This window comes from Actinocatenispora thailandica (assembly GCF_016865425.1).
Taxonomy (GTDB): Bacteria; Actinomycetota; Actinomycetes; order Mycobacteriales; family Micromonosporaceae; genus Actinocatenispora; species Actinocatenispora thailandica.
Map to the genome: position 1 here is coordinate 188,292 of NZ_AP023355.1, position 19,882 is coordinate 208,173.

Here is a 19,882-nt window from a genome sequence, read left to right on the forward strand (position 1 = left end):
CCCGCGCCGGCCGGCGGGCCGGCAGCCGCCTCCGATCGAGTGCTGACCGGTAGTCGGGCTGGTCACCCGGGAGCCAGCCGGGCCCCGACGGTGCGGACCGCGTCGAGCAGGTCGGTGGAGGTCGGCGCACCGTCCGGATCGACCAGCCACAGGCCGACCACCCCGACCAGCAACGCCTGGTAGAAGGCGCCGATCCGCAGGGCGGTCGCCTCGTCGGCGGGGTCGGTACCGAAGATCGTGGCCAGTTCCAGGCGGGCCCGCCTGGTCGCCTCGGCGTAGCTGTGCCGCAGCTCGGGTGTGCGCTGCAGGTGGGCGATCAGCTCGAACTGCACGGCCCACAGCGGGCGGTCCTCGGCGAGGGAAGCGAGCACCCCGGCCCAGGTGCGTTCGAACTGCTCGGCTCCGCCGGCGCGACCGGCGTCGGCCAGGGTGCCGGCCAGTCGGTCTCCCCACGACTCGATGGCGCGCTGCAGCGCCGCGTCGAGCAGCGCCTCCTTCGAACCGTAGTGGTAGCCGATCGCGGCCAGGCTGACGCCGGCCGCGGTGGCGATGTCGCGTGCGGTGGTGCGCGCGTAGCCCTTGTCGTACAGGCACTGCGTGGCGCCGTCCAGCAGCGCTTCCCGGTTTCCCATGCCGGGATCGTAGCAAGCGTGTCAGACGAATGTCTTGCACAAACGTCTTAAACAACTGTATGGTTCGGTCATCGACATCCCAGCAGCGGCAAGGAGCCTTCGATGACCCAGCGCACCGCGCTCGTCTCCGGCGCCGGCATCGCCGGCCTGACCCTCGCGTACTGGCTGCGCCGGCACGGCTGGGCAACCACCGTGGTCGAGCGGTCCGCCGCGCCGCGCACCGGCGGGTACAAGATCGACATTCGCGGTGCCGCGCTCGGCGTGGTCGACCGGATGGGGCTGCTCCCGCAGATCCGGACGATGACCACCGACGTGCGGGCCGGTGCGATCGTGGACGGCCGCGGTCGCCGGGTGGCGAGCATGGGCGGCGACACGTTCGGCGGCCGGCAGGGCCCCGACACCGAGATCCGGCGCGGCGACCTGCTCCGGCTGCTGACCGACACCGCCGGCGTCGACTGCCGGTACTCCGACGCCATCGCCGCGCTCGACCAGGACGACGACGGCGTCGCGGTGCGGTTCGCCAGCGGCCGCACCGGCCGGTACGACGTGGTCGTCGGCGCGGACGGCCTGCACTCGGCGACCCGCCGGCTCGCGTTCGGCCCCGAGGACCGGTACGTGCGGCCGATGGGCTACCACGTCTGCGTCTACCGGGTGCCGGACACGCTCGGACTCGACCGCGAGGAGGTGACCTACGTCGCGCCGGGGCGCACCGCGCTCGTCTACCGCACCGCGCACGACGCCGGCGCCACCGCGATGTTCCTGTTCGAGGGCGCACCGGCCGGCCGGATGACGGCCGAGGCGCAGCGCCGGTTGCTCGCCGAGACGTACGCGACCGACGGGTGGCGGGTGCCGGCGCTGCTGTCCGCCGCGGCCGACGCGCCGGACTTCTACTTCGACACGATGGCGCAGGTGCATGCCGACCGCTGGTCGACCGGACGGGTCGCGCTGGTCGGCGACGCCGGCTACGCCGCATCATCCGCGTCCGGCCAGGGCACCAGCCTCGCACTCGTCGGCGGGTACGTGCTGGCCCGGGAGCTGGCCGCGGCCACCGACCACCGCACCGCCTTCGACCGGTACGAGCGGCGGATGCGGCCGTTCGTCGAGGTCAACCAGAAGCTCGGCCCGGCGAACGTGCGCCGGATGGTGCTGCGCACCGAGCGGCAGGTGCGGATGTCGATGCGGATGCTCGGACTGATCGGCCGGCTGCCCGGCCACGACCGGCTCTTCGCCGCCGCGCTGGCGCCGATCCACCGCGCCGCGACCGCGATCACCCTGGACGACGCGCCGGCCGCCCCGGCGACCGTGTCCTGAACCGCACCGGCGTCCTGCCGGCGGAGCGGCCGATCAGCGCCGGCGCCGGTGGTACGCGTAGCCGACGCTGACCGCGAGCGCCGCCGCCATCGGCAGCGCGTACCGGGCGGCGCGGCGACCGGTCCGGAAGTCGTGCACCTCCCAGCCGCGGATCCGGGCCAGCCGCCGCAGCGGCGGGTCCGGGTTGATCGCCACCGCGCTGCCCGCCGCCGTCAGCATCGGCAGGTCGTTGATCGAGTCGCTGTACGCCACGCAGCGTTCGAGGTCGAGGCCCTCGCGTTCGGCGAGCGCCCGGATCGCCTCCGCCTTCGCGCGGCCGTGCAGGATGTCGCCGACCAGCCGGCCGGTGTACACCCCGTTGCGGGTCTCGGCGACCGTGCCGAGCGCGCCGGACAGTCCGAGCCGGCGGGCGAGCAGCCGGGCCAGCTCGACCGGCGCCGCGGTGACCAGGTAGACCCGCTGCCCGGCGTCCAGGTGCAGCTGGGCGAACGCCCGGGTGCCGGACCAGATCCGGGCCGCGAGCAGTTCGTCGTAGATCTGCTCGCCGTGGGTCACGATCTCGTCGACCCGGCGGCCGGCGACGAAGGCCAGCGCACTGTCCCGCGCGCTCGCGATGTCGTCGGGGTCCTCGCTGCTGGTGGCCCGGAACTTGAGCTGCTTCCAGGCGAAGCCGACCATGTCCCGGGTGGTGAAGTAGTCGTGCGCGGCCAACCCGCGGGCGAACCAGAAGATCGACGCGCCGCGCAGCAGCGTGTTGTCCACGTCGAAGAACGCCGCGGCGGTCGGATCCGGCACCGCGGGGTGCCGGTGCACCGGGGCCAGCGTCGCGACCGCGCCCGGATCGGCCGGGCCGAGGTCCGCCGCGTGCGCCGCGCTGGCCACCCCGGCGACCCTCGCCCGCGCCGACAGCCGTTGCCGCCGACGACGTAGCCGGGCAAACACGTCCACCCGTCGAGCGTATCGGCCCCGGCGCCGCTCGGTCAGAGCAGCCCGCCGAGGATCTTGCCGATCGTCCCGAGAAGGCCACCGCCGCCCGAATCGCTGGACGACGGGCTCGGCGCTGGTGAGCCGCTCTCGCTGGACGACGGCGCACCCGAACCGGACGGCGAGCCGGACGCGCTCGGCGACGGCGAGGCGCTGGACTTCCCGCTCGGGCTCGTCTCCGCCGGCGGCCGACCGCTCTGCCGGCCGGACCCCTGGCCGGTGCCGGACGGGTCGGGCTTCGCCCCCGGCAGCGCCGCGCAACTCTGCGGTACCGGGCCGAGCGCGTCCCGCTTGACCGACTTGCCGGTGGTGCACAGCAGCAGCCGGCGCAGTTCGGTGGACCGCTGCCGGACCTGGTCGACCAGCTCCAGCGAGTGCTGCGCCCGGTCGTGCGACGAGCCGGTCAGCCGGCCCGCCAGCCGGGCGACCACTGGACGCTGGGCCGCCGTGAACGCGTCGACCTGGTCCAGCGCGGCGGCGCTGCGGTCGTGTACCGCGGTGGAGTCGAGCAGGCTGACGCCCTGCCTGGTCTCCCGGTCCATGTCGCCGAGCACCCGGGACAGCTCCGCCGGGTCGTCGCTGACCGCGCCGGCCTCACCGGACCGGGTGCGGGCGAACTGCAGGTAGAGCTGGCCGGAGTTGCTGTCCGAACCGGCCAGCGCGATCTGGGCCCGCTCGGTGGAGCGCTTCACGTTGTAGAGCGCGTCGCCGGGCACCGCGGAGGTACTGGCCGCGGCGACCCCGGAGATGCCGAGCGCGCCGGCGACCACGCCGCCGATCACGATCAGGCGTACCTTCGGCCGCCGGTTCGGCGGCACCGCGTGCCGGGTGGGCCGCGGCGTGCCGTGCGTGCGCACGCTGGTGTCGGTGTCCGCTTCGGCGTCGGCGCGAGCGGCCCCGATGCCGTGGATGGCCGCATCGGCGAGCAACCGCCGGCGGATGTCCGCCTTGGCGTCGGTGTCCATCCGGTGGCTGCGTTCGAACGTACTGGCCTGTGCGGAAACTTCTCGGCCCACCCGCACCAGAAGTGCGAGTGTGTCGTCCTCGTCGCGAGTATGGTGACCAGCACGGGCCTGGTGATGCCCGGCCTGTCGTTCGGCGTCGTCGTGGTCGGGCAGGTCGTCCGCCACGAGCTGCGCGAAGCGTTCGGTCCGCCGGCGCAGGAACAGCCTCATCGCCGCGCGCACCTCCTTCCGTCTCGCGGCACGCCGAGCCTCCGGCGGCGCCGGTCGGCCAGGCAGCCTTGGGTGCGTTGTCGCACACCGTCGACCCCGTCTGGACCAACGCGTACTGCCGGGACCGGGTTACGCCCGGCCATCCTGACATGCCGCGAGTCAGGTAAGAAGCCCCGTCCGGGTGTCAACGGCCGCAACCGCCACCGACCCGCCCCGAACCGGGCGGTGGCGACCCGCAGACCCTGGCGTTCGGGCTGCTCAGGGAGTGAATCCCTCGGGCAGGAGGCGGGCCAGCGACCGCACCGCGCGGTACTGCAGCGCCTTGATCGCACCCTCGTTCTTGCCCATCGTGCGGGCGGTTTCGGCCACCGAGAAACTTTGCAGGAACCGGAGAACGATACATTCCTGTTGTTCCGGGTTGAGCCGCTTGACCGCCTCCAGCAACGTCTGGTTGGTCAGCTTGTCGACGACCGCAGCCTCTGGGCTGCCCTCCGGTCCGCGGTCCGGGCTGTCCGCGTCGAGCACCTCGGCGGTGGACACCTCCAGCCGGTACCGGCCGGACTTGAAGTGGTCGGCGACCAGGTTGCGGGCGATGGTGACCAGCCAGGCGCCGAGGTCGCGGCCCTGCCAGGTGAAGCTGCCGATGCGCCGCAGCGCCCGCAGGAACGTCTCGGAGGTGAGGTCCTCGGCGAGTTGCCGGGTGCTCACCCGGAAGTAGATGAACCGGAACACGGTGTCCACGTACCGGTCGTAGATGAGGCCGAAGGCCTCGGTGTCGCCGGCCTGCGCGCGCTGGACCAGTCGCCAGACGTCGGTGGCCGATTCGGGGACCTGGTCCGGCGGCGGGGTGTCCGGGGCCGGGGTGGGCGTCGCCGGCTCGACCCGGGTGATCGACTGGGTGGGCGCGTCGTCCCCGCCGCGCTGCCGGGTGTGTGGCCGCGGCTGCGGCTTGGTCCGGGTGGCGGCGCGCAGCGCCTGGCCGGCGCGGGCCGCGAGGGAACCGTTCTTGTTCTCGGTCCGGTCCGCCACCAGCGTGCGTAAGGCGTGCAGTCCGGCGGCGGGGTCCGCGCCGTCGAACGGCGCGGACAGGCTGGCCGCGCTCACCGGTGCCACCCTTCGTGGCGGCGCACACCGTATCGATGGGCGCTGCCAGGCGTTATGGGGTAACAGAGCGGTGCTTCGACGGGCACTTGCGGCCTCCTCGGGCGAGGGGTGTCGGTTCCCAAGGCTCAGTGTTGGACGGCCAAGTGATGATAAGGCCGGACATCACACTGATGTGTGTACTCGACTACTACGAGCAACAGTGTGTCGGGGTCCCTACCGCCAGTGACGGACATCCTGTCCGTCTGTGCGAAACGAATTTGTCGTGAGCAAGTTTCACTTCGCACCTTGTCGGCCGAGCGTGCCGAACACTGTCCTGCCGCACCCGGAAACGATACTCGGCATCGTGCGTCGGGGTGTGTCCCGCCGCAACAGGTATGTCAGACTCGGTGGCCGTGTCGCAGGACATCCGGAACATCGCCGATCTCGTACCCCGGGCCGCGCAGGCCCGGCCCGACCACGTCGCCCTGCGGCTGGGCGACACCGAACTGACCTGGTCCGCGCTGGCCGATCGGGTCGGCGCGGTCGCCGCCGCGCTCCGGGCGCGGGCCCTCACCGCCGGCGACCGCCTCGTCATCGCCCTGCCGAACGGGATCGAGTGGGTGGTCGGCTACTTCGCCGCGATGCGCGCCGACCTGGTGCCGGTGCCGGTGAACCCCGGGTACACCGGGGCCGAACTCGCCCGGCTGCTCACCGACTGCGGCGCCCGGATCCTGCTCGGTACCCCCGCGGTGCACGACGCCAGCGCCGGCATCGAGGTGCCGTACCGGTTCGTGGTTGGTGGCACGCACCGGCTGGCCGAGCCGTACCAGCAGCTGGCCGACGCCGGCCGCGACGCCGACGCGCCCGCACCGGGCCGGGGCGGCGAGGACGTCGCCGTCCTGTTGTACACCTCGGGCACCTCCGGCCGGCCCCGGGCGGCCATGCTCAGCCACCGCGCGCTGCTCGCCAACGGCGCGCAGATGGGCCGGTTGGACCCGGCGCCGGTCGGGGTGGACGACGTGGTGCTGCTGGCGCTGCCGCTGTTCCATGCGTTCGGGCTCGGGCCGGGACTGCACGAGGTCGCCCGGTACGGCGCGACCGGCGTGCTGGTGCCGCGGTTCGACGCCGAGGCCACGCTGGCCGAGATCGACCGGTACCAGGTGACGACGGTGCTCGGGGTGCCCGCGATGTTCGCGAGCTGGGCCGCGCACGGCGACCTCACCGACCCGCTGCGGTCCGTCCGGCTCGCCGTCTCCGGCGCCGCGCCGCTGCCTCCCGCGCCCAGGAAAGCGTTGCAGGACAACGGGATCACCCTGCACGAGGGGTACGGGCTGACCGAGGCGGCGCCGGTGGTGACCAGTACGCTGGCGGCGCCGACCGCGAAGCCGGGCTCGGTCGGCCGGCCGCTGCCCGGGATCGAGCTGCGGCTGATCGGGGCGGACGGCGAGCCGCTGACCGAGGCCGACTCGGAGGCGGACGAGAACGCCAGCCCCGGCACCGACCCGGGCGAGGTCGTGGTGCGCGGCGACAACCTGTTCTCCGGGTACTGGCCGAACGGCGCCGACGGGCCGGACCCGGACGGCTGGTGGCGCACCGGCGACATCGGCTACCTGGACGCCGACGGCGACCTGTTCCTGGTCGACCGGGTCGACGAGCTGATCCTGGTGTCCGGCTTCAACGTGTACCCCCGCGAGGTGGAGGCGGTGCTCGCCGCGCACCCGGCGGTACGGGAGGCCGCCGTGGTCGGCGTGCCGCACCCGCTGACCGGCCAGGCGGTGCGCGGGTACGTGGTGCCCGAGCCGGGCGTGGCGGCCACCGAGGAGGAACTCATCGCGTACTGCCATCGCAGCCTGGCGCACTTCAAGTGCCCGGTGGCGGTCGAGATCGTCGCTCGGCTGCCGCACTCGGCGACCGGGAAGGTACGCAAGGCCGAGCTGCCACATGGAACCACTCCGACCGGCTGACGGCCCGGCCGGCGACGTGACCTGCGGGCCGGGCGGCCCTTGCGGCGTTGCCCAACCGCGGTACCGGGCCCCGCACCGGGATGCCGGCCGGGCGGCGGCGTTGCCCGACCGCGGTGCCGGGGCCCCGCGCCGGGATGCCGGCCGGGCGGCGGCGATACTGGGCGGGTGGATCACCGCTTGACGTTGCTGACCAGGCAGGACTGCCACCTGTGCGCGGCGGCGCGGGAGGCGATGGCGCGTGTCGCGGCCACCGCCGGCGTCGACTGGCAGGAGATCGACGTGGCGACCGACGAGGAACTCGACCGGGAGTACGGCGACCGGCTGCCGGTGATCCTGCTGGACGGCAAGGAGCACGGGTACTGGCGAGTCGAGGAGCAGCGGTTGCTGCGCGACCTGGCCCGCTGAGGCGGGGGTCCCCGCCGCGTTCGGTCGGTGCCGGCGGCGCCGCGCACCTCGCCGGCGGCGTACCGGATACCGCGAACGGCGCCGCGGGCCCGCTGTGACGCGAGCCGGTTCCGCCGGTACGGACTGGTTCGCCCGGCCGGGGCGGCTCTAGGGTCGGCGGCATGCATCTGGTGTGGGACTGGAACGGCACGCTGCTCGACGACTTCGAGCTGACCGTCGACGCGACCAACGCGGCGTTCGCGACCTGCGGTGACGGCCCGTTCCCGGCCGAGGAACTGCGCCGTCGGTACCGCCGGCCGATCGCCGACTACTACGCCGACGTGCTGGGGCGCGCGATCGACGCGGACGAGTTCGCCCGGTTGGACAAGATCTTCCACGACGCGTACCACACCCGGCTGGCCGAGTGTCGGCTCGCCGCCGGGGCCGAGGCGGCGATCGCCGGCTGGCCGGGCAGCCAGTCGCTGCTGTCGATGTGGTTCCACGACCGGCTGGTGCCGTTCGTCGACACGTTCGGGCTGTCCGACCGGTTCGCCCGGGTCGACGGGCTGCGGGCCACCACCGGCGGCGGCGCCAAGGCCGACCACCTGGTCCGGCATCTCGCGGCGCTGGGCGTCGCCGGTGCCGACTGCACGCTGATCGGTGACACGGTGGACGACGCGGTCGCCGCGGCGGCCGTCGGGGCTCGTTGCGTGCTGGTGACCGGCGGTTTCACCGACCCGGACCGGCTCGCCGAGGCCGGTGTCCCGGTCGCCACGTCGCTGCCGGCAGCGGTGCAGCTGGCCGCCTCCCGGTCCACCGACTGACCGGTTCGCCGGTCGCGTCGGTCACTACCCGGCCGGTACCAACGATGGCGTGCCGGCCGGCAGCACCGATCGGTCCACAGTGGACAGTCCGGGTCCGGGAGAGCGCCGCCGGCCGTGCAGGGCCGGAACGGGCGTGCACAGCAAGACGGGGCGGGAGCCATCCGACTAACTCCCGCCCCGCCTGGACGCCAGCGGCGCCCCGAGTGAAGCCTTGCTGGCGCGGTCGGGCCGGCCCATGCCGTCAGCCCGACCGCACCGTCTACTTGAAGGAGACCCGAACGGTCAGGTTGCCGTTCCTGGCCTGCCTCAGCACCGTGATCCGGGTGCCGCTGCCAGCAACCTTCACCGAACCCATCGGGTTCGCCGGGTCGTAGTAGCGGTCGACGTTGCTGTCGTCGAACGTCCGGACCGCCTGCTGCGACGGCAGCGACATGGTGGCGCCGCCCGCGTGGTGCAGGTTCAGCGCCGTCGTCCTGCTCGTCCCGAAGGTGGCGTCGAACGGCTGGATCCGGTTACCGACCGCCTTGCCGTCGGACCAGAACAGCGCGCCCGGGTGCGCGTCGACCGGCAGCACCAGCCCGCCACCGGGGTGGGCGCTGGTGTTGTTGTCCTCGTACGCGTAGTTGACGTACCAGACCAGCAGGCCCTTCTGGTAGGGGAAGTGCTCGACCCAGTCGGGCTTGGTGTCGCCGAACCCGAAGTTGTACGGGCCGGTCCGCAGCGTGTCGTCGTAGTCGACGTACTGCCGGTTCTCCGCGATGTAGAACTGCGCCTTCTGCTCCGAGGTGCTGCCGGTCATCCGGCTGAAGCCGTCCGCGGTCCAGGCCGGGTCGGCCGACTCGACGTCGTCGGTCCACGCGGTCGCGCCGTCCACGGTCAGCGCCAGGTCGTCCAGGAACGCGCCCGCGTAGTGCACGCCGCCGTCGGTGGCGTACCGCCAGCGGAACAGCACCTTCTGGCCGGCGTACGCGGACAGGTCGTAGCTGACGTCGGTCCACGCGTTGTTTGACGAGCCGGTGATGCCGTCGCCGTTCAGCGAGGCCCAGTGCGTGCCACCGTCGGTGGACACCTCGGCGAGCAGGAAGTCGTAGCCCTCCTCGATGTCGTACCACGCCTTGGTGGAGATGCTGGCGCTGCTGGCCCCGGTCAGGTCCAGCTCACGGGACAGGGTCGAGGACAGGTTGTCCGCGGCGCCGCCCCACCACTCGTACGAACCGGAGGCCGGCGTGTTGTAGTCGTGCGTGATGGTCTGCTCGGGCAGCGTGACGACCAGCGCCTGCGGCTTCCTGCCCTGCCGGGCCGCCGGGCCGAGCGTCACCTTGGTGCTCGCACCCTGGTACGGCACGACCGCGTAGTCGAGCCAGCCCAGCTGGTACTTGTCCCAGGCGTTCATGTAGCCGGGCGTGGTACCGATCGAGTCGAACCCCTTGCCCAGCCAGGAACCGGCCGACATCAGCGTCCAGAAGCCGGTGCTGTTGTCGCCGCCGGCGGTGTCGTACTCGTCGGGCAGGCCGAGGTCGTGGCCGAACTCGTGGCAGAACACGCCGAGGCCGCCGTTCTCCGGCTCGGTGGTGTAGTCACCCACCCACAGCGGCGAGTCGCCGACCTGGGTGCCGCCGAGCAGGTTGCCCTCGGGGCCGGTCTTGCCCTGGTCGGTGGAGTACGCGTACCAGCGGTGCGACCAGACCGCGTCGGCGCCCTGCGGGCCGCCGCCGGCCTCCTCGCCCTCGCCGGCGTGCACGATCTCGATGTGGTCGAGGTAGCCGTCCGGCTCGTTGAAGTTGCCGTCGCCGTCGTAGTCGTACCGGTCCCACTTGTCGAACTGGGACAGGTAGGCGGCGATGTCGGCGTCGCTGGCGCCCTGCGCCTTCTCCGCCGAGTACCAGGCGTTCACCGAGTCGCGGACCAGGTTCCAGTAGCCGTCCGTCTCCGGGATGTCGTTGCTGCCGTACCGCGCCTCGTTGTACGGCACGGTCACCCAGCCGGAGACGTCACCGGTGACGCTGAACTTGCCGCTGGACTGGTGCTCGTAGAAGTCCTTGAAGGAGTCCTTCTTGCCAAAGAACATGTCCTTGTAGTGCTGGGTGTCGAAGTTCGGCACCCAGTAGGTCGAGTTGTCGTCGGTGGAGTCGCCGTTCCAGTTCCGGTCCGGCTGCTTGATCTGGCCGTTGGCCGGCCCGGGGGCGCCACCGGTACGCGGATCGGTCTGGTCACCGAAGCTGACCAGGATCGTGAAGATCTCGTCGGTGCGGGTGCTGGACGTCTCGACGTACTGGTCCTTGCCGTCGGCGCGCTTGCCCATCTTGACGACGTCGGACTTGCCGACCCGCTTCGGCGTGATCGTGCCCTGGGCCTGCTTCTTCGCCGCCTGCTGCATCAGCTCTCGGCGCTTGTCCGACAACGGGCTGGGCAGGTCGTCCTCGGCGTGTGCCCGAGCCGGTTGGACCTTGCTCGTCGTCTTGGTCGCGGGATGGCCGTCGCTCGGCGCGGCACCGGCCGCGGATCCGAGCGTACCGACGGCGAGCAGCCCCGCTGCGGCGCCGGCGATCACGCCGGCGGTTAATCTCCGCACGCGTTCCTCCTCCGTGTCCTTCCGGCGAACTGGGGATGCCGGATGGCGTGCCCGTGGGATCGGCGGGCACGGTGCCGCCCACCCTGGCACAAGGAAGATCCCCCTTCAGGAATGGAAATCCTGTTATGACCTCCTCTTAAGGGATGCTTAAGCTCGCGGGCGTGTCCGCACCCGTCCGCGGCCGATGAGTAATTTTCCGGACTTGCGTCGATGGTCCTTATCGGTCGCTCTGGCCTCGATGGTTGCACGGCCGGCGCCGCGGGCCGCTCGTCGTCCACAGGGGGTCCGGTTGTCCACATGGCGACGCGCACCGGCCCGAATCGCGCAGCCCGCCGGCTAGGATCGTGCCGGGGCTGGCCCCCCCGGGTGGGAGGGGTCACTGAAGAGCCCCGCAAACTCCCGATCCACTGCGGGCGCGGGAATCCGACGCGGTCAGGTCAGGCCAGGTCAGGAGAAGAGTTCGAAGGGCTCGTCGATGTCCTTGCCGGCCAACACATCCGGCAGCAGGGCGGGCAGCCGGCCGGGATAGAACTGCTCGGAGCTGCCGACGATCTGGTCGACGGGCAGCCACCGGAAGCCGACGTAGTCCTCCTTCTCGTAGTCCAGCTGGTCCTGCACGTCGATGTCCGGGGCCACCGCGTCCAGCGTCGCGACCGCGACCACCTCGTGTTGCACCCGCCGCTCGCCGCGCATCCGGAACGACGAGGTTCGCCGCCAGTTCGCCGGCCCGACGCGCGCCGGGTCGAGCCGCAGGCCGGTCTCCTCGCGCAGTTCCCGGACCGCGGCGTCGACGTACGTCTCGCCGGGCTCGATGCCGCCGCCGGGCAGCTCCCACCAGTACCCGAGCTCCGGCATCGTCAGCTCCCGGGCGCGGAACAGCAGGACCGCGCCGGTGGCGTCGCGCACCACCAGCCGGACGACGTCTCGTTCCAGCACCGGCAGATCGTCGGGTAGTTCGATCATCGGCTCCTCACACCGTGTCGGGCCGGCCGGCGCGGGGCACGCCGGGCCGCGGCCGGACGAAGAGCGCCGCGACGTTGCTGCCGGCCTGGTAGAGGTGATGCCGGAGTATCTCGTAGCGCAGCCGGCGCGGCGTGAACCCGTGGTAGATCACCACGTGTTCGAGCCGGTGCACGCCGGGCCGGTCGGCGAAGCCGCGCGCCGCGTCCCGGATGGCGACCAGCTCGCCGACGCTCAGCTGCAGCCGGTGCTCGCGCGGCTGCCAGGTCGTGCCGAGCGGGTAGTCGCGCCGCGGCCGGTCGGTCATCTCGACGTGGGTACCGAGCACCGCGCTCACCGGCCGTTCCCCGGTCAGCGCGACCATCCGGTCCAGGCTGCCGAGGAACGCCGGGTAATCCTCCACGTACAGCCGGCCCGGGTAGACGGTGTCGCCGGTCAGCAGCCAGCGGGTGTGCGGGTCGTACAGGGTGATCGCGGCCCGGTGGTGGCCCGGGGTGTGCACCACGTGCAGCAGCCGGTCGCCGAGGTCGAGATCGGCCGCCGCGTACGGCTCGTCGGCCAGCCCGAACTGCGCGCGCACCGCATCCAGCTCGGTACCGACGACGACCGTGTCGGGCCGGTCGGCGAACTGCGCATCGGCGGCGACGTGGTCGCCGTGCGCGTGGCTGTGCGCCACGATCAGCCGGTACCCGGGCCGATCCGGCAGCAGCCCGTCGACGGTCGACCGCAGCGGGAAGCCGTCCGCGTCGGCGGTGGCGCCGGTGTCCAGCAGCAGTGCGGCATCCGTGCCGCAGAGCAGGTAGAGGAACGGCGCCTCGTACGACAGGTCCTTGCTCTGGCGCAGGACGAAGGTGTGCTCGTCGTGCCGGTGCACCTGGATCGGCGGGTCGTGGCGGCGCCGCTTGGCCGGCGCGCCGTGAATCCATCGAGGAAACTCGATGCCTGTGGACATCGGCACAGCCTAGGGCGTGTCTTCGTGGCCAGCCACCCGGCTGCGCCGGGCCCGTTCGCCCGCTCGCGGCGTTGTCGGCACGGGCGCATACGACACCGGTATGCACCCGCACCTGCGCCTTGCGAGCGAACAAACGGACTCCGGCTCGCCCGGGCGGAGCCATGAAGACACGCCCTGGGCGCCTTCGCTGGTCAGCGGGGGGCCGAGCCAGACCAGTTCGACGTCGTACACGAGGGACGGTCGCCGCTCGATCCGCTCCGCGCTCGCCGCGGAATCGACCGCGCCGCCGCCGAACCCGAGGCCGGGCCGAACCGGCCGTCAGTCCGGGTCGCCGCCGGCGGGGACCGGGATCCACCGGTGCGACCAGTCGATGATGGCGTCGATCACCGGGGCGAGGTCGCGGCCCATCTCGGTCAGGTGGTACTCGACCCGGACCGGGGTGCCGGTGTCGACCTGCCGGGTGAGCAGCCCGTCGGACTCCATCGCGCGCAGCCGTTGGGCGAGCATGGTGTCCGAGACGCCGGGCACCGCCGCCTTGATCTCGTGGTACCGGTGGGCGTCGGTGAACACGGCGCGCAGGATCGCGCCGGTCCACCGGGCACCGATCAGCTCGATCGCCGCGTGGAACCGGGTGCAGACGGGCCGCGTCACGGCTCAGTCCTGCCCGGTCCGCAGGCTGCGCAGCGCGCCGGTCATCCGGACCAGCTCGTCCAGCATCGTCTTCGCCGCGCCGGTCATCACCTCGTTCGGCGCGATGGTGCGCTCGGCGGTGAGGAAGTTGGCGACGAACGGGATCTGCACCGCCTCGGGCACCGGGAACATCTTCACGGTCGTCACCACCTGCTTGATCATCTGCGCGGCCCGGGTTCCGGCCGACACGCCACCGTAGCTGACCAGGCCGACCGGCTTGTAGGACCACTCGTGGTGCAGGTAGTCGATCGCGTTCTTGAGTGCCGCGTTGTAGCCGTAGTTGTACTCGGGCATCACGAAGATGAACGCGTCCGCTTCGTCGATCTTGGCGCTCCAGTCCTTGGTGTGCTGGTGCACGTAGCGCCGCAGCCGCGGGTGCTCGGGCTCGTCGGCCATCGGCAGGTCGACCTCGGCCAGGTCGACCAGTTCGATCTCCTCGAAGCCGCCGTGCGTGCGGGCTTCCTGTTCGATCCACTGGGCGACCGGGAGCCCCACCCGGCCCGGCCGGACGCTGCCGACGATGATCTCCAGCTTCGCCATCTGCGCATCTCCCTGTGGGCCGTCGACTCGCCCGGCCCGCTCGCGGTCGGCGACGCGATCCGCGCCGCCCGCCACGAGGCTACTGATTCTTGAGCGACTCAGCAAACCGGAGTGAGAAGGTGCACCCTGCTCAGCAGGCGCCGGGGCCGCCGAACCGGAACGACGTCCCCGTCGTACCGCCGTGGTCGTACCAGGCCGAGTTCGTGTCGGCCACCGACAGCTGGGCCGGCGCCGATCCGTTGTCCAGCGCGAAGCCGCTGACCGCGGTCGAACCGGACGCATCGCCGAACGTGCCGTTGCCCATGTCGGTGCACGGCGCGGCGCTCGACGCGGCCACCTCACCGAACGCCTGCACCAGCCCGGCCCGGGTGTACCCGTTGCCCCACAACGAATCCGGGAAGTAGCCGACCTCGGTCCCGTCGTACCAGGTCTGCCACTGGCCGGCGGCGTGCACGATCTCGTACCGGCCGGCGACGCCGGGTGTCACCGGATCGCCGGCGTGCACGGTGTTCGAGGTGGGTACGAAGCCACAGCCGTTGTAGCAGGACTCCTGCCGGTCGACCCAGTGGTAGACGAACAGGTGCGGGCCGGTGTCGCCGTTGTTCACGGCGCGGTCGACGGTCCAGCCGATCTCGACGATCTGCTGCCCGTCCGCCGACTGGACCGCCAGCTCGGCCAGCGAGTGGTAGTCCGCGGTCGCGAGGGTCGGGGCCGCCTGGTCGATCGTCACGGCGGCGCCGTCGGTGTCCACGGACTGCCGGCCGTACACGTAGGTGAAGGTGCCGGCCGCCGGCGCGGCCCGATCGGCGCCCCGTCCGGGCAGCGCGCTGCCGGGGGCGAGTGCGGAGTGCTGCGGTGTCGGGGCGGCGGCGGCGGGCGGGGTGGCCGCGAGCAACAGCAACACCGCGGCCATCGACGGCAGGACGGTACGGATGCGCATCGGGGTCCTCCGAAGCAATGAGGGGTGAAGACCTCAAAATACGCGTACCAGACAAAACTTCTCCAGTGTCACCGGATCGGTGACTGCAGCAGCCGGACGATCTTCAGGCTGGTCGGTCGACGACGACCGCTATCGTTGGCCTGCTCCCCGTTGCCGACCACGCCCTGCACCCGGTGTCCGGAGGTAGCCCGCCGCGAACTCGGCGCGGATCCACGCACGCATCATCGGATGCACCAGCACGACTGGTCCGGCCACCGGCGGCCCGGCGTCGTGCACCGCCGCGGTACCACGGCTCACGAGTTCGCGGAGGGCAGCCACCACTTCGTCCCGAGTGATGCCGTCGGGCAGCCCGCCGGCGGTGGCCAGCGACGCCTGATCAGCCAGCAGCGCGGAAAGCGGGATGGGCGCCCGGTCGAGCGACGCGAGCACGTTGAGCAGCCTGTCGGCGGTGAAGTCGTGTGCTCCGATCGACCCGAGCCAGTTCGTCAGCCCGATGCGAGGATCGTCGAGCATGTCCTCGATGCGGTCCGCGTACCCGGCTCCGGCATACCGTGCCAGGTAGGCGTCGCACGTCGTGACGCCATCGGCCCCCGCGGCCAACTCGGCGCCGATCATGTCGAGCGCCGCCGGGAAGTTCCCGTACTGCGCGGACAGTCGTACGGCGGACTCCACCGATCCCGCCGCGGGCGCGCGGTCGAGCAGGACTCGTCCGCCGGGCTCGGGAGTCAGGGCATCGACTCGGCGCACCGTCGTCCACCCCGGCCAGCGATCGTTCTGGGTGGTGACGACGAGCGCACCGTCGTGCGTCCGCGGTGTCCGCAGGTAGCTGGTGCCGTCGGTACCGAGAATGCCGGGATCGGTGACGCCGTCGACCACGAGCAGCCAGCGAGTGTCGAGGGCGTCGAGCCGTTGCCAGACGAGGTCGGCGAGGTGCCGGGCGCGGATCTCGTTGTCGCTGGCGCCCAACTCGTACGCGAGGCTCGTCATACCGGCGCGCAGCCCCGACGTGTCGGCTGCACGAACGAACCAGGTGCGCGCCCCCGCCCGCCGCGCGAGCGCACCTGCCACCGTGGAAGTGCCGACGCCACGGAAGCCGTACAGCACCGTGACCCGGCCGTGGATCTCGTCAGCCAGCTCCACCAGCAGCTGGTCCCGCCCGCGCACCTGGTATGCCGTGGCGGGGACCGCGATCGACTCCGTCGGAAGCGGATCGGGCCCGGACTGGACGAAGATGTTGTGCTGCACCCCGCCGTACTGGTTCGCTTGCTGGGCTCGCCCCGACGCCGAGTTCCGTTGCTCGTGGGCCATCAGCGCGCTCCGTCCGGAGCCGGCGTCGTGCGCTGACGACGTTGCGGCCCGGTCGGCGGCCTGCCGGGACGTCCGGCCATCTGGTCAGCCCTGTGAGCCGAAGTCGTTGCGCTGCACGCCCTGGAACTGGCTCACCTGGCGGGCGTTGCCGGTTGCGATGTTGATCTGACTGCCCGGCTGGCGTGGCGGGGCGAGGCCGGCGAGTTCGGCCAGCTCGTGGGCGAACTCGGGCCGGTCTTCCAGCACCGCTTCGAGCCGTCCCGTCAACCACTGCTGCAGTGCCTCGGGTGACGACGAGGCAACCTTGGTGTCCAGGACGCGTTGCTGCTCGTCGGCCCTGTCCTGCCGTCCGCGGCTGAGAATGCGGGCCACGCCCGCCCGCACCGCGTCGCCGGCTGCGCCCGCCAGTCGCGTGACGATCGGCTGCACCGCCCGTCCAACGAAGGCGATCAGTTCTTGGTCCACGTAGCCCCCGAACGAAGAGGAGTCAGGAGGCAAACGTACCAAGCAGCGGGAAACCGGTCGGGAGTGTGCAGAACGCGAAGCGGCCCGCACCGAGCACGGTGCGGGCCGCTGACGCGCGGGTGGGTCACTCCTCGCCGGACTTGCCGGCGGCGAGGCCGGCCGAGATCAGGTCCATCACCGACGAGTCCTGCAGCGTCGTCACGTCGCCCATCGTCCGGTTCTCCGCGACGTCACGCAGCAGCCGCCGCATGATCTTGCCGGACCGCGTCTTCGGCAGGTCGGCCACGACCAGGATCTGCCGCGGCTTGGCGATCGGCGAGATCTCCTTCGCCACGTGGTTGCGCAGCTCGGCGGCGAGTTCGGCGCCCTGCGCCTCCTCCGCCGGTACCGACCCGCGCAGGATCACGAACGCCACGACCGCCTGGCCGGTGGTCTCGTCGGCCGCGCCGACGACCGCCGCCTCGGCCACCTTCTCGTGGCTGACCAGCGCCGACTCGATCTCGGTGGTGGACAGCCGGTGTCCGGACACGTTCATCACGTCGTCCACCCGGCCGAGCAGCCAGAGGTCGCCGTCCTCGTCCTTCTTCGCGCCGTCACCGGCGAAGTAGAGGCCGGGGAAGCGGGAGAAGTACGTGTCGACGTAGCGCTGGTCGTCGCCCCAGATGGTGCGCAGCATGCCCGGCCACGGCTCGGTCAGCACCAGGTAGCCGCCCTGGCCGTTGCCGACCGGGTTGCCCGCGTCGTCGACCACGTCCGCCACCACACCCGGCACCGCGGTCATCGCCGAGCCCGGCTTGGCGGCGGTCACGCCGGGCAGCGGGCTGATCATGTGCCCACCGGTCTCGGTCTGCCACCAGGTGTCGACCACCGGAGTCTTGTCGTGCCCGATGTTGTGCCGGTACCAGACGTACGCCTCGGGGTTGATCGGCCGCCGACGCTGCCGAGCACCCGCAGGGTGGACAGGTCGTACCGGGCGGGCACCTCGGCGCCCCACTTCATGAACATCCGGATCGTGGTCGGCGCGGTGTAGAGGATCGACACCTTGTACTTGTCGACCATCTCCCACCAGCGGCCCTGGTGCGGGGTGTCCGGGGTGCCCTCGTACATCACCGAGGTGGCGCCGTTGATCAGCGGCCCGTACACGATGTAGGAGTGGCCGGTGACCCAACCGATGTCGGCGGCGGTCCAGAAGATGTCCGTCTCCGGCTTGAGGTCGAACACCGCCCAGTGCGTGTACGCGACGTGGGTCAGGTAGCCGCCGGTGGTGTGCAGGATGCCCTTCGGCTTGCCGGTCGTCCCGGACGTGTACATGACGTACAGCGGGTGTTCGGCGTCGAACGCCTCCGGGGTGTGCGTGGTGGGCTGGCGGTCGACCACCTCGTGCCACCACACGTCCTTGTCGGTCCACGCGACGTCCTGGCCGGTGCGCCGCACCACCAGCACGTTGCGCACGTCCGGGCAGCCGGCGACCGCCTCGTCCACCGCCGGCTTCAGCGCCGCCTGGTTGCCCCGGCGGTACTGGCCGTCGACGGTGATCACGATGCGCGCGTCGCAGTCCTGGATGCGGTCGCGCAGCGCGGTCGCGGAGAAGCCGCCGAACACCACGGTGTGCGGCGCGCCGAGCCGGGCGCAGGCGAGCATCGCGACGACCGTCTCCGGGATCATCGGCATGTAGATCGCGACCCGGTCGCCGGTCCGCACGCCCAGCTCGATCAGCGCGTTGGCCGCCTGCGACACCATCTTCTGCAGGTCGGCGTACGTGATCGTGCGGGTGTCGCCGGGCTCGCCCTCCCAGTAGTACGCGACGCGGTCGCCGTGCCCGGCCTCGACGTGCCGGTCGACGGCGTTGTACGCGGCGTTCAGCTTGCCGCCGACGTACCACTTGGCGAACGGTGCCTTCGACCAGTCGAGCACCTGGTCCCACTTGCGTTCCCAGGTGAGGAACCGCTCGGCGGCGTCGGCCCAGAACCCGAGCCGGTCGTCGGCGGCGCGCTGGTACTCGTCCGCCTTGGCGTTGGCGTGCGCGGCGAGCTCGGCCGGTGGATCGAACCTGCGCGTTTCGTGCAAAAGGTTGGACAGCGCGCCGCCTTCCGGCCCGGTGCCCTCGGTAGATGTCTCGGTCATCAGCGCGACTCCCTCTCCGACGTGCCGTTCCAGCGAGGTTTCCTGTTGGTCAACTTAGTGCGGTACGGCACACATGGCGAGGGCCGGGTGTCGCAGAACCGCTGTCAAAGGTTGATCATTATCGTAGAGTTCCGTTCACGAACTTGCACCGCTGGTGCATAACCTGCGCGCTGTGCCACCCAACGCCCGGTGTCGGTCGGTACGCTGGCGAGCCATGACCGTGCTGAACCGACTGCTCGCGCTCCCGGACGTGGCGACCGCCCTGGAGTCGGCCCGCGACGCCGTCGACGAGGTGCTCGCCCAGCGCAGCCTGCGCCGCACCGGTGGCCCGCTCGCCGCCGAGGTCTCGCTGCGCTGCGCGCACGCGTCCGCCGCGCTGGAAGGCGCCGAGGCCGACCTCACCGAGGTACGCGCCGGGACGGTCACCGATCCGGTCGTGCAGGGCGCGCTGCGGGTCGCCGAGGCGCTCCCCGGCCTCGCCGACACCTACCACAAGGCGCCCGGCCAGGCGCTCGCCCGGCTGCACCTGCTCGCCGCCCGCGGCACCGTCCCGGACGACGCGCTCGGCCGGCCGGTGCTCACCGGTACCGCCACGCTGCGGTTCGGTGGTCTGCTCGGCCTGATCGCCGACCCGGACCCCGGCCCCGGGCTGCTCCACGCCGCCGTGGTGCACGCCGAACTGCTGGCGCTGGCGCCGTTCCCGGGGCCGAACGGGGTCGTCGCGCGGGCCGCGGCCCGGCTGACGCTGATCGCCCGCGGGGTCGACCCGCGCGCACTGATCGCCGTCGACACCGGCCACCTGGAGCGGGCACCCGAGTACCAGGGCGCGGCCAACGCGTACGCCGCCGGCACCGAGGACGGCGTCCGTTCCTGGCTGCGGCACCACACCGAGGCGGTACGGCTCGGCGCCGCCCGGACCGCCGGGCTGGAAGCCGCCCGTACCGCCTGAGGTCGCCGCCGGTGCTCCGGCTCAC

General features: G+C 72.0%; 17 protein-coding genes and 1 pseudogene. 5 read left to right on the forward strand and 13 right to left on the reverse strand.

Features of this window, described 5'->3' with window-relative positions; all coding sequences use genetic code 11:
• Positions 1 to 62: 62 nt before the first annotated feature.
• Positions 63 to 632, reverse strand: coding sequence for a TetR/AcrR family transcriptional regulator (locus Athai_RS00895; RefSeq protein WP_203959693.1), 570 nt, complete (start codon positions 630 to 632; stop codon positions 63 to 65).
• Positions 633 to 734: 102 nt separating this feature from the next.
• Here Athai_RS00895 and Athai_RS00900 point away from each other — a divergent pair, with 102 nt between their 5' ends.
• Entirely contained in the window at positions 735 to 1,943 is a 1,209-nt protein-coding gene (locus tag Athai_RS00900) for an FAD-dependent monooxygenase (RefSeq protein ID WP_203959694.1), read from the forward strand.
• Positions 1,944 to 1,976: 33 nt separating this feature from the next.
• Here Athai_RS00900 and Athai_RS00905 read toward each other — a convergent pair whose 3' ends face one another.
• From Athai_RS00905 to Athai_RS00915, 3 genes are all read right to left on the reverse strand, one after another.
• The gene (locus Athai_RS00905) at positions 1,977 to 2,891 is read right to left on the reverse strand and encodes an HAD family hydrolase (protein ID WP_203959695.1); all 915 of its coding nucleotides are present in this window, start codon (positions 2,889 to 2,891) and stop codon (positions 1,977 to 1,979) included.
• A 32-nt stretch (positions 2,892 to 2,923) separates the two neighbouring features.
• Positions 2,924 to 4,102 carry a DUF5667 domain-containing protein gene (locus Athai_RS00910; RefSeq protein ID WP_203959696.1) on the reverse strand — a complete coding sequence of 393 codons (1,179 nt, stop codon included), beginning with the start codon at positions 4,100 to 4,102 and terminating at the stop codon, positions 2,924 to 2,926.
• A 258-nt stretch (positions 4,103 to 4,360) separates the two neighbouring features.
• Positions 4,361 to 5,206 (reverse strand): ECF subfamily RNA polymerase sigma factor, BldN family, encoded by an 846-nt coding sequence (locus Athai_RS00915; protein WP_239156631.1) that lies wholly within the window; start codon positions 5,204 to 5,206, stop codon positions 4,361 to 4,363.
• A 392-nt stretch (positions 5,207 to 5,598) separates the two neighbouring features.
• Between Athai_RS00915 and Athai_RS00920 the strand changes: the two genes are divergently transcribed.
• The 3 genes from Athai_RS00920 (at position 5,599) to Athai_RS00930 (ending at position 8,357) form a co-directional block, all read left to right on the forward strand.
• On the forward strand, positions 5,599 to 7,149 hold the full coding sequence (locus Athai_RS00920) for an AMP-binding protein (protein WP_239156632.1): 1,551 nt from the start codon (positions 5,599 to 5,601) through the stop codon (positions 7,147 to 7,149).
• A 165-nt stretch (positions 7,150 to 7,314) separates the two neighbouring features.
• The gene (locus Athai_RS00925) at positions 7,315 to 7,554 is read left to right on the forward strand and encodes a glutaredoxin family protein (RefSeq protein ID WP_203959698.1); all 240 of its coding nucleotides are present in this window, start codon (positions 7,315 to 7,317) and stop codon (positions 7,552 to 7,554) included.
• Positions 7,555 to 7,715: 161 nt separating this feature from the next.
• Entirely contained in the window at positions 7,716 to 8,357 is a 642-nt protein-coding gene (locus Athai_RS00930) for an HAD family hydrolase (protein WP_203959699.1), read from the forward strand.
• Positions 8,358 to 8,616: 259 nt separating this feature from the next.
• On the opposite strand, the gene Athai_RS00935 is transcribed toward Athai_RS00930, so the two are convergent.
• The 9 genes and pseudogenes from Athai_RS00935 to acs form a co-directional block, all read right to left on the reverse strand.
• Complete coding sequence (locus Athai_RS00935) at positions 8,617 to 10,929, reverse strand: immune inhibitor A domain-containing protein (protein ID WP_203959700.1); 2,313 nt, start codon at positions 10,927 to 10,929, stop codon at positions 8,617 to 8,619.
• Positions 10,930 to 11,376: 447 nt separating this feature from the next.
• A complete protein-coding gene (locus tag Athai_RS00940; RefSeq protein ID WP_203959701.1) occupies positions 11,377 to 11,892 on the reverse strand; it encodes an NUDIX hydrolase in 516 nt (171 codons plus the stop codon).
• A 7-nt stretch (positions 11,893 to 11,899) separates the two neighbouring features.
• Complete coding sequence (locus Athai_RS00945; protein WP_203959702.1) at positions 11,900 to 12,841, reverse strand: MBL fold metallo-hydrolase; 942 nt, start codon at positions 12,839 to 12,841, stop codon at positions 11,900 to 11,902.
• A gap of 318 nt (positions 12,842 to 13,159) precedes the next feature.
• Positions 13,160 to 13,492 carry a winged helix-turn-helix transcriptional regulator gene (locus Athai_RS00950; RefSeq protein ID WP_203959703.1) on the reverse strand — a complete coding sequence of 111 codons (333 nt, stop codon included), beginning with the start codon at positions 13,490 to 13,492 and terminating at the stop codon, positions 13,160 to 13,162.
• 3 nt (positions 13,493 to 13,495) lie between these two features.
• Positions 13,496 to 14,071 (reverse strand): NADPH-dependent FMN reductase, encoded by a 576-nt coding sequence (locus Athai_RS00955; protein WP_203959704.1) that lies wholly within the window; start codon positions 14,069 to 14,071, stop codon positions 13,496 to 13,498.
• A 130-nt stretch (positions 14,072 to 14,201) separates the two neighbouring features.
• Complete coding sequence (locus tag Athai_RS00960) at positions 14,202 to 15,011, reverse strand: neprosin family prolyl endopeptidase (RefSeq protein WP_203959705.1); 810 nt, start codon at positions 15,009 to 15,011, stop codon at positions 14,202 to 14,204.
• Positions 15,012 to 15,140: 129 nt separating this feature from the next.
• The gene (locus Athai_RS00965) at positions 15,141 to 16,319 is read right to left on the reverse strand and encodes a hypothetical protein (protein ID WP_203959706.1); all 1,179 of its coding nucleotides are present in this window, start codon (positions 16,317 to 16,319) and stop codon (positions 15,141 to 15,143) included.
• A gap of 84 nt (positions 16,320 to 16,403) precedes the next feature.
• Entirely contained in the window at positions 16,404 to 16,784 is a 381-nt protein-coding gene (locus Athai_RS00970) for a hypothetical protein (protein ID WP_203959707.1), read from the reverse strand.
• A 124-nt stretch (positions 16,785 to 16,908) separates the two neighbouring features.
• Positions 16,909 to 18,908 (reverse strand): annotated as a pseudogene (gene acs / locus Athai_RS00975) (acetate--CoA ligase).
• A gap of 214 nt (positions 18,909 to 19,122) precedes the next feature.
• Between acs and Athai_RS00980 the strand changes: the two are divergent.
• Complete coding sequence (locus Athai_RS00980; RefSeq protein ID WP_203959708.1) at positions 19,123 to 19,857, forward strand: Fic family protein; 735 nt, start codon at positions 19,123 to 19,125, stop codon at positions 19,855 to 19,857.
• Positions 19,858 to 19,882: the final 25 nt, after the last annotated feature.

What these genes read in the sequence shown, in the direction of transcription:
- Athai_RS00910 (WP_203959696.1), bottom strand. Translation starts at nt 4,102, where the DNA reads ATGAGGCTGTTCCTGCGCCGGCGGACCGAACGCTTCGCGCAGCTCGTG.
- Athai_RS00955 (WP_203959704.1), bottom strand. Translation starts at nt 14,071, where the DNA reads ATGGCGAAGCTGGAGATCATCGTCGGCAGCGTCCGGCCGGGCCGGGTG.
- Athai_RS00960 (WP_203959705.1), bottom strand. Translation starts at nt 15,011, where the DNA reads ATGCGCATCCGTACCGTCCTGCCGTCGATGGCCGCGGTGTTGCTGTTG.
- Athai_RS00945 (WP_203959702.1), bottom strand. Translation starts at nt 12,841, where the DNA reads ATGTCCACAGGCATCGAGTTTCCTCGATGGATTCACGGCGCGCCGGCC.
- Athai_RS00940 (WP_203959701.1), bottom strand. Translation starts at nt 11,892, where the DNA reads ATGATCGAACTACCCGACGATCTGCCGGTGCTGGAACGAGACGTCGTC.
- Athai_RS00895 (WP_203959693.1), bottom strand. Translation starts at nt 632, where the DNA reads ATGGGAAACCGGGAAGCGCTGCTGGACGGCGCCACGCAGTGCCTGTAC.
- Athai_RS00930 (WP_203959699.1), top strand. Translation starts at nt 7,716, where the DNA reads ATGCATCTGGTGTGGGACTGGAACGGCACGCTGCTCGACGACTTCGAG.
- Athai_RS00965 (WP_203959706.1), bottom strand. Translation starts at nt 16,319, where the DNA reads ATGGCCCACGAGCAACGGAACTCGGCGTCGGGGCGAGCCCAGCAAGCG.
- Athai_RS00980 (WP_203959708.1), top strand. Translation starts at nt 19,123, where the DNA reads ATGACCGTGCTGAACCGACTGCTCGCGCTCCCGGACGTGGCGACCGCC.
- Athai_RS00900 (WP_203959694.1), top strand. Translation starts at nt 735, where the DNA reads ATGACCCAGCGCACCGCGCTCGTCTCCGGCGCCGGCATCGCCGGCCTG.